We start from the raw sequence: 16,297 nt of genomic DNA on the forward strand, positions 1-16,297 counted from the left end.
TGTGAAAAATACAATAATTTTCTTTTTTCTTTTTGCAGGGCTTTTAGTTAAGGCGCAAATTCCTGTGCTTGAAAATTATAATCAGGTTTGGAATACACAGAGCAGCAATTCATCAGAATCTATGCCTTTGGGAGGCGGAGATGTTGGTATGAATGTCTGGGTAGAAAATGGCGATTTGTATTTTTATTTTTCACGAAGCGGAACTTTTGATGAACATAATACTTTATTAAAATTAGGTCGGGTAAAAGTGACTTTAAGTCCGAATCATTTTGCCGGAAAAGAAGGTTTTCATCAGGAATTGAAATTAAAAGATGGTTATATTTTAGTTGGGCAGAATGGCACTAAAATCAAACTTTGGGTAGATGTTTTTAAACCGATAATCCATTTAGATTTAGATAGTAAAACTTCGCTTAAAATGACCGCATCTTATGAAAGCTGGCGTTATAAAAATCGCGATTCAAAAGGAAAAGCCAATAATGCTAATTCTTATAAATGGGCACCGCAAGGAGATATTGTTATTTTTAAAGATTCTATTGCATTTGAAAATAACGGCATAAAATTTTATCACAGAAACAGAGAGAATACTGTTTTTGATGTAGCGGTTAAACAACAAAAAATGGAATCGGTTAAAGAACAAATGCTGAACCCGATTGCGAATTTGACTTTCGGCGGATTTATGACGGGCGATAACCTAAAACCCGATGGAACGTATCTAGGAAAATACCAATCGACAGATTTTAAAGGTTTTAATTTAACGAGTATAAAACCATCTAAAAAGCATTCTTTAGAAATTTATTTAAACACCAGCCAATCTGATTTAAATACTTGGAATACTGGACTGCAGCATCAGATTTCATCCAATAAAAATACTTCAAAACAAGCAGAAAAAAACACTATAAAATGGTGGAATGATTTCTGGAACCGCAGTTTTATTTTTACTCAAAAAAATCAATCGATTGAGAAAGATTCGGTTTATCAAATTGGACAGAATTATCAGTTGTTTCGATATATGTTAGGATGCAATGCGTATGGAAAATATCCAACAAAATTCAACGGCGGATTATTTACGGTTGATCCTGTTTTTACTAATGCAGCTTTAGATTTTACACCCGATTTCAGGAATTGGGGCGGAGGAACGATGACGGCTCAAAACCAGCGATTGGTTTATTTCCCGATGGTAAAAAGCGGTGATTTTGATATGATGAAATCGAAGCTGGATTATTATTTGAGTTTACAGAAAAATGCTGAGTTAAGAAGCAAAGTTTACTGGAACCATAACGGTGCATCTTTCACCGAACAATTAGAAAATTTCGGATTGCCAAATCCAGCAGAATACGAATGGAAACGCCCCGCAGATTACGATCCGGGAATGGAATACAATGCATGGCTGGAATATGAATGGGATACGGTATTTGAATTCTGTCAAATGATGTTACAGCAAAAACAATACGCAGGGGAAGATATTCAGAAATACAATTCGTTTATTATAAGCTGTCTTCGATTTTTTGATGAGCATTATCAATATCTGGCGAAACAGCGAGGAAGAAAAGCTTTGGACGGAAACGGAAAACTAGTTTTATATCCGGGTTCGGGCGCTGAAACTTATAAAATGGCGTATAATTCTAATAGTACAATTTCGGCTTTACAAGTTATTACAGCTAATCTTTTAGAATTTTCTTCGGAACAATTATCAAAAGAAGAATTGGAATATGTAAAAGGTTTTCAAACGAGAATTCCGCCTTTAAACTTCGGACAAATCGAAAATCATAAAGTATTAGTTCCGGCAAAATCTTGGGAAAGAGTTAATAATTCTGAGGTTCCGCAATTGTATTCTGTTTATCCGTGGGGAATTTATGGCATTGGAAAACCAGATTTAGAAACCGCTTTAAATACATGGAAACACGATCCCGATGCTTTAAAATTTAGAAGTCATATTGGATGGAAACAAGATAATATTTTTTCGGCTCGTTTGGGTTTAACCGAAGAAGCAGCAAAATATAATACTTTAAAAATGGCGAATTCAGAACGACGTTTCCCTGCATTTTGGGGTCCGGGATTTGACTGGGTTCCAGATCATAATTGGGGCGGATCGGGAATGATTGGCATGCAGGAAATGCTTTTACAGGAAACGGATGGTAAAATTTATCTTTTTCCTGCATGGCCAAAAGATTGGAATGTTCATTTCAAATTACATGCAAAACAAAATACTACAATTGAAGCCGAACTTCTAAATGGAGAATTGAAGTTTTTAAAAGTAATTCCGGAACAAAGGAAAAAAGACATTATAAATCTGTTAGGAATTTCAATAGAAAAAAAGAAAAAATTAAACTAACTAACTATTACCAAATAAAATGATTAAGAAATTACTAAGTGCTGCAGTTTTGTCTATGCTTTTGACAGCAAACGGACAAGCACAATCAGTTCAAAATACTGATAAACAAATTGTAAAAGTAGACTTCGATTTTTTTCAAAGAAAATTGGAAGAAGTTCATGATGTAAGTTATGATTCCTGGGTTGTCAGCGATCAAAAAGAAGCTGAAAAAACATTTAATAATGTAGCATTTAAACTAAAAGGAAATTTTACTTCAAAATGGTATAAAGTGGGGATGAACGCTCCGTTTTATAATAAATTAGGAAGCGACGGTTTGGTTACGGCTGAAAATTTAGAAATGAAAATCAGCGGATTAAAAGCGGGAAAACACACGCTTTTGACTTTTCATAATGCTTTTGATGTAATTACAGGAAAAACTTTTTCGCCTATAAAAATATATGTAAACGGAAAGTTTGAGCAGACTGTAAATGCAAGCCAAAGAGCCAATGCTAAAATTGATGCAGCGATGGCGTATATCACTTTTAATGCAGAAGCAGGCAAAGATGTAATTGTTCGTTTTGAGATTGATCCAGCTTCAAATCCAGAAGTTATAAAACAGATTGTAATCAATGGTTTTGAAATTGATACGCCAAACTTGATGAATCAGGCGCGTACTCCGGAACCAAGAAACAGAGACGAACATGTTGAAGTAAGTAAAAATTTGATTTTAAAATGGGATGCTGTAAAAAATGTGGCATTTCATAAGTTGTATTTTGGGGAAGATAAAAATGCGGTAGAGAATGCAACAGAATCTTCAAAAGAATTTAAAGGAAAATTGACTGATAAATCATATTCAGTTTCTGATTTATATTCAGGAACAACTTATTACTGGAGAGTGGATGAAGTAGATAATAATGGTCAGGTAACTTTAGGAAATGTTTGGTCGTTTAAACCTGCACAATTGGCTTTTCCGGGAGCAGAAGGTTACGGACGTTATGCTGTGGGAGGACGCGGCGGAAAAGTAATTGAAGTAACAAACTTAAATGACGATGGACCGGGAAGCTTACGTGATGCAATCAATCAGGAAATTGGACCGAGAACAATTGTTTTTAATGTTTCGGGAAATATAAAACTGGCTTCGAGATTAGTGGCAAATCAGCCTTATATTACTATTGCAGGACAAACTGCTCCGGGAGAAGGAATTACGATCAGCAGAGCGCCAATTGGATTAACAGGAAATGATGGCGTTGTCCGATTTTTAAAAGTGAGAATTGGCGGCGGAACTACTTATGACGGAATGGGATTAACGGGTGCTGATTACAGTATTATTGATCATTGTTCTATCAGCTGGACAATTGATGAATCTTTTAGTTCGCGTGGTGCGCATCATATTTCTTTACAAAGAACTTTAATTTCTGAAGCTTTGAATGTCGCTGGACATGATAAATATGAAGTTGGGAAAATGCACGGATTTGCGGCTACAATTGGCGGTGATATTGGAAGTTTTCATCACAATTTACTGGCTCATAATTACGGAAGAAACTGGAGTATTGGTGGTGGTTTAAACGGAGATGGTTATTATACAGGAAGATTGGATATTACAAATAATGTGGTTTACAATTGGGGACAAAGAACTACAGACGGTGGTGCAAACGAGGTAAATTTTGTAAATAATTATTACAAACCGGGCGCTTCGACTAAAATATTTGTAGCGTTAAATGCGCAGCACGAAGGAGTTGGAAAAGGAATGCAGCGTTATTATTTCAACGGTAATATAATGCCAGGTTATTTTGATGAGAAATCTCAGGAAAAAGGGAGAAAATCTACTATAAGCCATAATGAGAAAGTAGAATATGAAACATTTGTTGACAAGCCATTTTTTCCTTCTTATATAGAAACACAATCGGCGAAAGCGGCCTATAAAAATGTACTTTCAGATGTTGGTGCAAATCAGCCGTTTTTTGATAAACATGATAACAGAATTATTGATGAAACTTTAAAAGGAACGTTTAGTTTTAAAGGAAGCAAAAGTGGTTTAGGTGGAATGATAGATAATGAACAAGATGCAGGCGGATGGCCAAATTTCGCTTCAGAAACGCGTCCGGCAGATTGGGATACAGATCACGATGGATTACCAAACTGGTGGGAAAAAGCTTTTGGCTTAAATGAAAATTCAAAAGCGGGAGATTTTTCAGATGCTAATCAAGATACAGATAAAGACGGTTTTACGCAGTTGGATAATTATTTAGATTGGCTTGCTCAGCCTCATTATTTTGTAAATTCAGGAGAGAAGAAAGTTTTAAACGCTGCGGATTATTTCAAAGGTTATGAAAATAAACCGGCGTATACTTTCTCTGATCTTAAAAATGGAAAAGTGGTTTTAAAAGGAAAGGAAATTGAGTTTACAACCGTTGAAAAAGGATTCGCTTCTTTCGTCCTAACCGTAAAAGATACAGACGGAGATTCAATGAGCAGAACGATTAATTTCTTTGTAAAGTAGAAAAGAGTCTGCCACGAATTACACGAATTTTCACTAATTTTTTACGCAGTATAGTAAAAAACAATTCGCGGAAATTCGTGTAATTCGTGGCAAAATAAAAATCCGTATAAATCCGCGTTTTGCCAAAGGCAATCCGTGTCATCAGCGTTACAAATTCATCACAATAAGAAAAAATGAAAAAGAACATCATCATCTCAAGTTTGTTTCTTTCAACCGTAATCTTTGCACAGAATAAAGGTTTGGTTGCGAATTCAGAAAGCCCGTATTCGAAACTGCAAAGTGTAGGTTTACAAGATGTAAAATGGACAAAGGGTTTTTGGAAAGAACAATTTGATGTAGAAACCAAAAATACTTTGCCGTATATGTGGGATTTGTATCATAATGAAACTTCGCATGCTTATAAAAATTTCGAAATTGCTGCAGGTTTAAGCAAAGGAACTTTCAAAGGACCTTCATTTCATGATGGTGATTTCTATAAGATTTTTGAAGGAATGGCAGCAACGTATGCCGTTACAAAAGATAAAAAACTGGATGCCGAAATGGATAAAGCTATTGCGCTTTTCGCGAAAGTACAGCGCAAAGACGGTTATATTCATACACCCGTTTTAATCGACGAACGCTGGGGAACTTTAGGCCCGGAAGAAGTAAAAAAACAATTGGGTTTCGAAAAATACAATATGGGACATTTAATGACTGCAGCTTGTATTCATTATCGTGCTACCGGAAAAACAAATTTCCTCAATATCGCAAAAGGAGTTGCCGATTTCTTGTATGATTTCTATAAAAAAGCTTCACCAGAATTGGCCCGAAATGCGATTTGTCCGTCTCATTATATGGGAATTGTCGAAATGTACAGAACGACTAAAAATCCGAAATATCTGGAATTAGCTAATAATCTAATCGATATTCGCGGAACTACAAATGACGGAACCGATGATAATCAGGACAGAGTTCCGTTTAGACAACAGACAACTGCAATGGGGCACGCTGTAAGAGCAAATTATCTTTACGCCGGAGTTGCCGATTTATATGCTGAAACGGGAGAAAAGAAATTGCTAGATAATCTAGAATCCATTTGGGATGATGTAACGTATCGTAAAATGTACATTACTGGAGGTTGTGGTTCTTTATACGACGGCGTTTCGCCAGACGGAACTTCTTATGATCCAACTGTAGTGCAGAAAATCCACCAAGCTTACGGAAGACCTTTTCAATTACCAAATGCAACGGCACATACTGAAACCTGCGCTAATATTGGAAACGTTTTATGGAACTGGAGAATGCTTCAAATTACGGGCGATGCCAAATATGCTGATATTGTAGAATTGGCATTGTATAACAGCGTTCTTTCAGGAATGGATTTAGAGGGAGAAAAATTCCTTTATAATAATCCGCTGAATGTTTCTAATGATTTACCATTTCATCAGCGTTGGGGAAATGAGCGTGAAGGGTATATCGCCTTATCAAACTGTTGCGCACCAAACGTAACCAGAACAATTGCAGAAGTTGGAAATTATGCTTACAATATTTCGAAAGAAGGTTTGTACGTTAATTTATATGGAAGTAATCAATTGAAAACAAAATCTTTAAATGGAGAAGAAATCGAAATCGAACAGCAAACCAATTATCCTTGGGACGGAAAAATAACCTTGAAAATCGTAAAAGCTCCAAAAGATTTACAAAATTTCTTTTTAAGAATTCCAGGTTGGAGTCAGAATGCTTCGATTTCAGTTAATAATTCAAAAATTACTGATAAAATCGTTTCTGGAACTTATCTGAAATTAAACCAAAAATGGAAAAAAGGAGATGTAATTGAATTGAATCTCCCGATGCCAGTTGAATTAATGGAAGCTAATCCGTTGGTGGAAGAAGTTAAAAATCAGGTTGCTGTAAAAAGAGGACCTTTGGTATATTGCTTAGAATCAGACCAACTTCCTGCGAAAATAAGCGTAAATGATGTGGCTTTAAATGTGAAGTCGAAATTTACAACTAACAATTTTACATTAAATAATAGAAACTTAGTCAGCATTGATGCTGAAGCGGTTCTAAATTCTAATAATTCATGGAATAAAACTTTATACAAACCGCTTTCTTCTAAAGATGCAACTGTGGTATCGGTAAAATTGATTCCGTATTTTGCTTGGGGAAATAAAGGAAAAGGAGAAATGACGGTTTGGATGTCGCATTAAATTTTGTACGCTGATGAAACGGATTTACTTCGTAAAGACACGGATTAAAAACGGATTTTTAAATTTCTAAGATTATTAATCGTACAGTTTGTCATTCCGAGGAACGAGGAATCGCACACGTAACTCGACAAAGATTGGCGATTAAGATTGGCGATTAAGATTGGCGATTAAGATTGGCGATTAAGATTGGCGATTAAGATTGGCGATTAAGATTGGCGATTAAGATTGGCGATTAAGATTGCGGAATTTATAATGCGATTTCTCGTTTTATTTTCGGTAGAGACGCACAGCAGTGCGTCTTACGTGTTTTTAAGAATGTGTATACGTGACTTAGACGCACTGCTGTGTGTCTCTACAATCTAAAAATCTTAAATAAAAAATCATGAAATATATTCTAGCTTTATTTTTACTAACAACATTATCTATATCAGCTCAAACGCTTGATAATAAATTAGCATTAAATGTTGCACAAGACGGTTCTGGAGATTTTAAAACCATTCAGGAAGCGATAAACAATGTCAAGGACAATTCAGAAAAACGAGTTGTAATAACAATAAAGCCAGGAAAGTACGTAGAGAAATTAGAGATTCCGACTTCTAAAACATTCATTACTTTAAAAGGAACAGATAGAGAGAAAACTATTATTTCATTTGATGACTTTTCAGGGAAACCGCTTCGTGAAAATGATCCATCTGGAAAGAAAACTTTTGGAACTTCAACTTCATATTCTTTTTTAATTAAAGGAAACGATTGCACGCTAGAAAATCTTACCATTGAAAATACGGCAGGAAGAGTAGGACAGGCAGTGGCGCTGCATATAAAAAGTGATCGGGTTATTGTAAAGAACTGTAATATTTTAGGAAATCAGGATACGTTATTTTTATCACAGGAAAATACCCGCGCTTATTTTGAAAACTGTTTTATAAATGGTACAACCGATTTTATCTTCGGAGCGGCAACAGCTTATTTTTATAAATGTACAATTGAAAGTTTAGCGAATTCCTATATTACAGCCGCTTCAACTCCGCAAGGTCAGGCATATGGATTTGTTTTAACAGATTGTAAACTTACTGCAAAGGACAAATCGGTAGATAAAGTTTTTTTAGGAAGACCGTGGAGGCCTTATGCGCAAACCGTTTTTATAAATACGGATATTGGTTCACATATCACACCAGAAGGCTGGAACGCATGGATTGATACCAGATTTCCTGATAAAGATAAAACAGCGTATTATGCAGAATACGGCAGTAAAGGTTCTAGCGCAAAAGATTTGTCACAAAGAGTATCCTGGTCGCATCAATTGAAAAAAGAAGATATTAAAAAATACAACCGGGATTTAGTTTTAAATGGATGGAATCCAAATAAATAGTGATTAGATTCAAACTTTTTACTACTCAATTGTTACCACATTTGATAACTATAGGTTTTTTTCTGGATTTTGTGCCAAAAAAGCATTTCTATTTTTTTTATTGGTCAGATTTTACGTTTAAAAAAAATATTTTTTTAGTAAAATTTTAAGGAATGTTTTGTAAAGCGAAAACGTTTTCATGTTGTAAGATTTCTACTTTAAAAAAAGGCTTTTCTCTAAAAAGAAGAGCCTTTTTTTCGTTTAATAAAGCTAAACTTAACCCATTAAAATACAGTGTTTCAGTACCTGTTTTTGCAGAAAAAACAGCTATTTTTTGTTTTTAATGCTAATTCTTCTGCATTTGCTTTAAAAGCAGTTCTTCTATTTAATTATACTCAAACTTATTACTCGTTTTTTCTATTTTGTCTATTTTTTCCTTCTTTTTTTTATTAATATTGTTTTTTTGAGTTAGTTTTTTTTAGATAATGCCAGTAAAGCAGGATAGAACAGGACGGTTCTAATTCGTCATCGTTATATTTTTGGTATACAAAATAAATGTGTTTTTAACATTTAATTTAAAGCCTATTAAACTTTTTTTAATTTTTGATATCTTTAAGTGAAACACATTTAACATGACTAACTAACACTAAAATAAAACCTAACCAAAACAAAAACATTTATGAAACAAGCACTTTTAAAGAGATGTAGCTTTCTTTTGTTTACACTGATGAGTGTGATGAGTTATGCTCAAACAACAAACAGCACTCACGTAACTGTTACAGGTACAGTTACAGATAGCTCATTAGGGCTGTTGCCAGGAGTAAACGTAACTGAGAAATCTACAAAAAATACAGTTACCACAGATTACAATGGTAAGTATCAAATTAAAGTAAAAAGTGGAGCAACTTTAGTTTTTTCTTTCATTGGAATGAGAAAACAAGAAATACCATTAGATGGACGTATTGTTGTTAACGCAAAATTGACAGAAGATTCTAACCAGTTAGAAAATATAGTTGTTGTAGGTTACGGTACTCAAAAGAAAAAAGAACTTACAGGAGCTATCGCAACAATTAAACCAGATGATTTAATGGACTTGCCGGTAACCAACTTATCCGACGCATTAAAAGGATTAGTTCCTGGTCTTGCAGTTAGTGGAGGTTCAGGACGTCCTGGAGATGCTGCGACTATTCAAATTCGTCAGACTTTTGGTTTCTCAAAAGATGGAAACTCAACTATACCATTAGTAGTAATCGATGATATGGTTCAGGTTGATCCAGCAACAGGTAAAGCTACGTTAGATGCTTTTAATAGATTAGATCCTTCAGAAATTGAAAGTATCACAGTTCTTAAGGATGCGTCAGCTGCTATTTATGGTTCTCGTGCTTCTCAAGGTGCGATAGTTGTAAAAACTAAAAGAGGAAAAGCAGGTAAAGCTAAATTTAGTTATAACAGTCAATTTGTAGTTAATGATGCTGTAAGCCATACTAAAACAATGAACGCTTATGAATATGGAGTTTTTAACAACAGGTTTTTAACAGGACAAAATCCAACTATTGCTCCGGCTAGCTTATTTTCTCCAGCGGAATTAGAAGAAATGAAAGGATTAAATTATGACTGGTTAAAAGAAGCTTGGAAGCCGGCTATTCAACAAAAACATTCCTTTAACGTAAGTGGAGGTAGTGAAGATATTACCTATTTCGCAGGAGCAACTTATTTAACGCAAGATGCAAACCTTGGATATCAAAAATATGATAAATGGAATTATCGTACAGGAATTAATGCAAAAATTGCAAAGAATTTAGATTTCTCTGCGGCTATTTCTGGAACTTCTGCATTTATCGATAAATCGTTTACTAAAGCAGCGGCGAATATCAGTGATGGAGGTTATGGAACAGCAGCAGGTGGTGAGCAGGCTGATTATGGATATTTAGTGCATATGCCAAAATTTATTCCGTGGGAAACTACAGTTGATGGCAAACAATATTATATGTCTCCATTTCCTAATACAAACAAAAATTTTGGAAGTGCAAATGCAAATAATAATATTGCAGGATGGAATTATTTTGCTAACCTGGATAATGGTTCACATCAAACAACAGATGATTCATCTTTCAATGTAAATGCTTCTTTGAATTATAAAGTAGAAGCTATTAAAGGTTTGTCTTTTAAAGCAACTTTTGCTAGAACAAAAAATTCAACTTATTCTGAACAAATTCAGCTGCCTTATGACCTGGCAAGAATTACGAATTATCAATTACAAGATAATCACCTTGCAAGTGCAGCGTATCCTAGTGCTATTGAGAAAAACCCAGAAGTAGGTGGTATGATTGATTATGCTATAGATACTAACGTTCGAAATGCGAGAGTTTATTATAATAGTAATTTTTCTAAGAGTACTCAAGCAGATTTTTTTGCAAATTATAACAGAACTTTCGGAGATCATCAGGTTAGCGGAATGTTTGGTATAGAAAGATCTGAATCTGAATGGCAGAGTACACGTTTAGCTTACACAAATACTCCAAAAGATTACCTTGGAGATTGGCGTACAGCAGGAACAGTTGATACAGGTAACTCTACTGCTTTAAAAGGAAACAATGCGACACTTTCATATTTTGGAACTTTAAATTATAACTACAAGTCAAAATATTTATTACAATTCCTTTTACGTAGTGATGCTTCTACAAAGTTTGCACCAGAAAATTATTGGGGAACTTTTCCTTCTCTTCAATTGGGTTGGGTAGCTTCTAAAGAAGAATGGTTTGAAAGAATGCTGCCAACGGTAAATTTCTTTAAATTACGTTATTCTATTGGTAAAACAGGAAAAGATAACCTTCAACCATGGAAATGGTATCAGTTTTATGATCTTACAGTTAATAAAGGATGGCAGTTTGGAGAAAATGGAGGTCAGTTAGGATCTGGATTAACCCCTAAAGTGAATCCAAACAGAGATGCAAAATGGGATTCTACGCTAAAGCATAACCTTGGTTTAGATTTAGCTTTTTTACGAAGCAGATTGCAGTTTACAGCAGATTTCTATTATGACATAACAAAAGATATGTTAACAGATATGGGTAGTGCTACCGGTGTACCAATTGCTATTGGTGGAGCATTTGCAGAACAAAATTATGCACAAGTTGATGCTTGGGGATCTGAGTTAAGCATTAACTGGAGTGATAAAAGAGGTAAATTTAGTTATGATGTGGGAGTGAATTTTAGTTATGCAGATAACAAAATTGTAAAATTCCCAGATCAAGGAAATTTACTTCCATCTAATAATACAAGAAGAGAAGGATATTCAGAAGGATTTAATCCAGTATGGGGATTCAAAACATGGAATGGAACTTCAACAGGAGACGGTATTTTACGTACAGATCAGGATGTTACTAATTATTGGAACTATTTATCTCAAAATGCAGCTGCAGCTGGTGTTGCGCCAAGTTATTTAGGCATAACTGATCCTACTAAACTTCAAAAAGGTTCATTAGCTTATCAGGATCTTGGTGGTGTTCTTAATCCTGATGGAACTCTTAGCGGGCCTAATGGTCAAATTCTTGCAGGAAATGATTATGCTAAACTGGCAAACAGCAGCAGAACATATGGATTTACTACCAATTTAGGAATGAAATACAGCAGTTTTTCTTTAAGAACTCAAATTTCAACATCTTGGGGAGGAGCAAATTTTGTAGACTTAGTAAGTCAGGGAACTTCTAGCGCTAATAATATGTGGGCTCGTGAAACTTTTTGGAATGATATGTACGGTACAGATAATCCAAATGGTAAATATCCTAATTTAGCACAAACAGGTGTATTAAGCCCTTCTGATTTTTGGCAGATAAGTACTTTCCGCTGCTTTGTTAGAAATTTAACTGTAGCATACGAAATTCCTAAACAAGCTTTGGCTAAAACTAAAATACAGAATATATCATTAGGTGTAACCGGTAATAATCTTTGGGATTTTTATAACCCTTATCCAGATCATTATCGCAATATGTACGACAATTCTTCTGTAGGTTATCCTACTCTTAGATCATGGTCGTTTAATTTAAACGTATCATTTTAATTTAAATTCGATGTCAATTATGAAAACAAAACTTAATATATATATACTTTCAGCACTTGTACTTGTTTTAGGTGCTTCTTGCAGCGATAATTTCCTGGAAGATGTTAAGCCTATCGGACAGTATGATGATTCATTCTATCAAAGTCAGGCACGTGTACAAGCATATGTTGATAATCAATATTTTGATTTTTTTGCAGCTTTCAAATCACCAACATCAACTGTAATTGGGGTTTATAATGATGTAAACACCAAACTAACAGAAGAGCAGGGAGGAGTTCAGGATTATACTAACCCAAGTAAACTACTTAATAGTCCTGATGTAGCAAAAGATTATTTTGGTGCTAAAATTGGTACTGGTCTTGTTAATAATGCCTATACAAGAATTAGAGAATGCAATAATTTAATTGAGGATATTGATGTAAAAGGAGCTAGTTTAGATAAAACATTCCGTGATCAGGCAAAAGGTCAAATGTATTACATGCGTGCTATACAATATTTTGATTTAATGCGTACTTATGGAGGTGTTCCTATTGTTACAAAAGTTATGAACCCTTCTACTGATGATGAAAGTATAAAACTTCCAAGAGCAAAAGTATCTGAGGTAGTGGCTCAAATAGTGGCAGATTTAGACATGGCCGCTAGTTTATTGCCTGGAGACTGGAATTCTGCAAATTATGGACGTTTTACAAAAGGTGCAGCTTTGGCTCAAAAATCTCGTGTGTTATTAACTTTTGCAAGTCCTTTATTTAATAAAAGCTGGGATGGCTCAAATGAGCGTTGGCAAGCAGCCCTGGATGCCGGATTGGCAGCAGAAAGTGTATTAACACAAAATGGTTACGGATTATATGGAAATTCAATTAAAGAATGGAATGACATGTTCTTAATTGATAATGTTAAATGTAGAGAAGCAATTACTGTTCAGCTTTTATCAAGTTCAAATAGTGATATCAATTTTAACATAAACAACAACTGGGAAAAATCGATTCGTTTACCAAGTCAAGGAGGAAGCGGTGGTATTTCTGCTCCAAAAGAAATGATTGATTTGTTTCCAATGAAGAATGGTTCAAGACCAACTGCTGCAAATGGATATAATGATTTTACTTTTTTCCTTAATCGTGATCCAAGATTTTACAGAACATTTGCTTTCTCAGGAGTTAAATGGGCGTATAAAGAAAATTCTAATGCAGTTCTATGGTCATACCGTTGGTTAGATAATAAGAATAAACCTTATTTTAATGACCTTAACACCACATCAACAAGCCCTGCATTTGTTCGAAAAATGACAAATACAACAGCAACCAATGCAGTAAATTATGCATATTCACCAACTGATATCATGGAATATCGTTATGCAGAGCTATTATTGAATATTGCAGAATGTTATGCAGCATTAGGACAAACAGGTAATACTTTAGCTTATTTAGGAAAAATCAGAGCTCGTGTAGGTATTCCTGCAGCAAACAATTATGGAATTGGTACATTGGCAGATAAATATGCTGCTATAGAAGCGGTATTATATGAGCGCAGAGTTGAATTAGCATACGAAGGAAAACGTTACTGGGATGTACAACGTTGGAAATTATACAGCGATGAACCACTTGGACCTAATACAAGCAACAGCTGTCAAAAATTAGGTTTAGCTCCTATTAATGGAACTCAGCGAACAGGAAATTACCTGCAGTACAAAACAACTGCAACTGCAGCTGATCCTTTAGCAGCATCACGCGCAGGCATACTTGCAGATCCGGATTCAGCTAATTTCGAAACACAGTTAAGTACTTTAGCGGCATATTATAATGATAATTTTGTACTTGCTACTTTAGTTACTCCAATGGATAATGTTAGTGGAGCTGCTGTTAAAATTAAATTCAATCCAAATTATTACATAAGCGGTCTTAATACAACAGCTTTAAGTTCTAACCCATGGTTAATACAAACAATAGGCTGGAATGATAATTTTGGAGGAGCTGGAACATTCAATTATCAAGAATAAGATAAGCACGATGAATTGCCCTAAATCATTAAGCATATCTAATAATAAAAAACAAAATTAAACATGACAAACCTTCACCTGTATTCTACTTAGATGCAGGTGATTTGTTTAAACAGAATTACCAAAATCAAAATTAACATGAAAAATTCCGCATTATTTATCTTGACACTCCTGTTTTTGGGAAATGCAAAATGTTTCGCTCAGTATCCAAAGCTAAGTGCAGAAGTTCAGGCGCAGGAAAAAGCTATTAAAGATGAAGCAAACAGACTTTCTGATGAAGCTTGGGCGAAAGCTTTAGTAGTTATTGAAGAAGAAGCAAAACACGGTAAACCATATATTCCATGGGCATCTCGTCCAAATGATTTACCTCAGGCAGAAATTCCTGCTTTCCCGGGTGCAGAAGGAGGCGGAATGTTCACTTTTGGAGGTCGCGGCGGAAAAGTGTACACGGTAACAAGTTTAGAAGACCGCGGGCCAGGAACACTTCGTGATGCATGTGAACAAGGAGGAGCAAGAATAATAGTATTTAATGTTTCAGGAATTATCAGAATCAAAAGTCCATTAATTATTCGTGCACCATATATTACAATTGCAGGACAAACAGCTCCCGGAGACGGAATTTGTGTTGCAGGAGAATCAGTTTGGATTGATACACACGACGTAATTATCAGACACATGCGCTTCCGCAGAGGAGAAACTTTCGTTGGGCGTCGTGATGATGCAATTGGAGGAAACCCTGTTGGAAACATTATGATCGACCACGTATCAGCAACTTGGGGATTAGACGAAAATATGTCAATTTACAGACACATTTACAGCCCGGGCCCAGGTTATCCGGATATAAAAGTAGGAACCGTAAATATTACAATCCAAAACAGTTTATTTGGAGAAGCATTAGATACTTACAATCACGCTTTCGGAAGTACTTTAGGTGGTGAAAACTGTTCCTTTATGAGAAATATGTGGGCTAATAACGCAGGAAGAAACCCTTCTATTGGTTGGAACGGAATTTTCAATTTTGTTAACAATGTGGTTTTCAACTGGTACAACAGATCTACAGACGGAGGTGATTATACAGCAAATTACAACATCATCAACAACTTTTACAAGCCAGGTCCTGTAACCGATTTATCTCAGCCAATCAGCTATAGAATTTTAAAACCAGAATCAGGAAGAAGCAAATTACCTTATATGGTTTTTGGTAGAGTTTACGCAAACGGAAACGTAGTAAACAATAACGAAAAAGTAACAAAAGACAACTGGGACGGCGGAATTCAACTTGAAAATAAAAAAGGAGAATTAATGTCTTATGACGAAGCAAAAGTCTATTTCGATAAAATGAAAGCAGACAAACCTTTCCCAATGCCATGGTTCAACAAATTCATGACCGCAGAAGAATCATATGAATTTGTACTTAAAAATGTTGGAGCAACTTTGCCAATTAGAGATAAAGTTGACGAAAGAATCGTAAGAACAGTAAAAACAGGAGTTCCTGAATATTCAAAAGGATTAGAGAAAAAAGAATTCTATCAATTCGAACACAGACGTTTACCGATGGATTCTTATAAAAAAGGAATCATTACAGATATTTCTCAAGTTGGAGGATATCCGGAATACAAAGGAAAACCTTATGTAGACACAGACAAAGACGGAATGCCGGATGCATGGGAGAAAAAATACGGATTAAATCCAAACGATCCATCTGATGCACAAGGAGATTTAAACGAAGACGGATATACAAATATTGAAGATTACATCAACGGTGTAAACCCTGCAATAAAAGTTAACTGGAAAGATCTTGCTAATAATAAAGAAACATTAGTTAGACCAATATTAGATTTAAAATAAGAAACATTTTGAAAACATTCTTGTTTCGCAATGAAATGAGAATGTTTT

At 35.0% G+C, this 16,297-nt stretch carries 7 protein-coding genes; all 7 read left to right on the forward strand.

Annotated features, from left to right (window positions below):
• Position 1 precedes the first annotated feature (1 nt).
• Positions 2-2,332, forward strand: a complete 2,331-nt coding sequence (locus APR43_RS03320; protein WP_053471875.1) for a DUF5703 domain-containing protein — start codon at positions 2-4, stop codon at positions 2,330-2,332.
• Positions 2,333-2,351: 19 nt separating this feature from the next.
• Complete coding sequence (locus APR43_RS03325) at positions 2,352-4,811, forward strand: polysaccharide lyase family 1 protein (protein ID WP_053471874.1); 2,460 nt, start codon at positions 2,352-2,354, stop codon at positions 4,809-4,811.
• Positions 4,812-4,984: 173 nt separating this feature from the next.
• Positions 4,985-7,000 (forward strand): glycoside hydrolase family 127 protein, encoded by a 2,016-nt coding sequence (locus APR43_RS03330; RefSeq protein WP_053471872.1) that lies wholly within the window; start codon positions 4,985-4,987, stop codon positions 6,998-7,000.
• A 382-nt stretch (positions 7,001-7,382) separates the two neighbouring features.
• Complete coding sequence (locus APR43_RS03335; RefSeq protein ID WP_053471871.1) at positions 7,383-8,369, forward strand: pectinesterase family protein; 987 nt, start codon at positions 7,383-7,385, stop codon at positions 8,367-8,369.
• 658 nt (positions 8,370-9,027) lie between these two features.
• Positions 9,028-12,408, forward strand: coding sequence for a SusC/RagA family TonB-linked outer membrane protein (locus APR43_RS03340; protein WP_053471870.1), 3,381 nt, complete (start codon positions 9,028-9,030; stop codon positions 12,406-12,408).
• 19 nt (positions 12,409-12,427) lie between these two features.
• The gene (locus tag APR43_RS03345; protein WP_053471869.1) at positions 12,428-14,401 is read left to right on the forward strand and encodes a RagB/SusD family nutrient uptake outer membrane protein; all 1,974 of its coding nucleotides are present in this window, start codon (positions 12,428-12,430) and stop codon (positions 14,399-14,401) included.
• Between the two features lie 138 nt (positions 14,402-14,539).
• The gene (locus tag APR43_RS03350; protein ID WP_053472031.1) at positions 14,540-16,249 is read left to right on the forward strand and encodes a polysaccharide lyase; all 1,710 of its coding nucleotides are present in this window, start codon (positions 14,540-14,542) and stop codon (positions 16,247-16,249) included.
• Positions 16,250-16,297: the final 48 nt, after the last annotated feature.

This window comes from Flavobacterium sp. NLM, assembly GCF_002210235.1.
Taxonomy (GTDB): domain Bacteria; phylum Bacteroidota; class Bacteroidia; order Flavobacteriales; family Flavobacteriaceae; genus Flavobacterium; species Flavobacterium panici.